The organism is Bartonella sp. MU70NMGDW, assembly GCF_042194085.1.
In the GTDB taxonomy this organism is placed as follows: Bacteria; Pseudomonadota; Alphaproteobacteria; order Rhizobiales; family Rhizobiaceae; genus Bartonella; species Bartonella grahamii.
This window is the reverse complement of sequence record NZ_JBHIMK010000374.1, coordinates 1-1,109: the sequence shown is the minus strand read 5'-3', so window position 1 is coordinate 1,109 and position 1,109 is coordinate 1. Positions and strand designations below refer to the sequence as shown.

Here is a 1,109-nt window from a genome sequence, read left to right as displayed (position 1 = left end):
ATTCTCAGATGCTGTTTTGAGATCACTTGTTACAGTCGTAACATTTTTATTTGTTTCAAAAAGCTGGGAACCATTTACTGCTTCATTTGAAGTTTCTGTGAGCGCGCCATCCTTTATACCTGTAAGGGTACGCTTTTCATTTTTGTTGTTGGCAATATCAATTTTATCACCATCTGTTTCTTTTCCAATACTGATGTGTCTCGTTTCTGCATCCTGTTTAACGAAGCTACTGGCTGCTACTTGTTCTTTGACATCTTTTAATTGCGAAAAATTCACCGCATCAGGTTCTTTAGTACCAGCAGCTACACCAGAAAGAGTCCGAGACGCACCATTCTTGTTGGCAATGTTGATTTCACCACCTTCTACCGCAGCTCCAATAGTGAGACGATGTGTTGTCTTATCTTGCTGAACAAAGCTCTCACTTTCCACTTTAGTAATCACATTGTTAACCTGTTCAGTCAATTTATTCTGAACAGTCGTGAGAGCCGTATTAACACCCTCAAACGCATCAGCTACATTCTGATAAGTCTCACTTTTTTCCTCTCCATCAGTATCGAAAGTTTTAATCTTAAAAGTAGGACCTTCTGAGTTTCCATTTCCAAAGTCAGCACCACCACCAAGATAATTAGCTAGATTGGTACCCAGTGTATACAGCTGTCCACCATTCACGGCTTCTTCTGAGTTGCTTGTTAAGTCACCTGGTCCAAGATTTTTAATTTTACCTGATCTTCTGTCTTCCCCCTCTCCGTGCATAGCACTAAAGGCTTTATCAGTTTTGCTCCACAATAAGGCATCGCCTTGAAATTCTTTATTAATATCGTTTAATTTGTCATTAAAATTATTAACAACAGTATTCAGATGTTTGTTTACATTTATGAAGTTCGTATCAATTCCTGCAAAAGCAGAGCCTACATCGGTATAGTCTTTTGAACCATCTTCTTTACCATCAGCTGTGAAGTTTTTAACCTTGAATGTAGGAGCGGTCCACGCGCCATCTTTATAATTAGCACCACCACCAAAATATTTGGCTACATTCTCAGATGCTGTTTTGAGATCACTTGTTACAGTCGTAACATTTTTATTTGTTTCAAAAAGCTGGGAACCATTTA

General features: G+C 38.6%; 1 pseudogene. It reads right to left on the bottom strand.

Features of this window, described 5'->3' with window-relative positions:
* A pseudogene (locus tag ACFIKE_RS11075) lies at window positions 1-1,109 on the bottom strand (hypothetical protein); the annotation flags it as partial.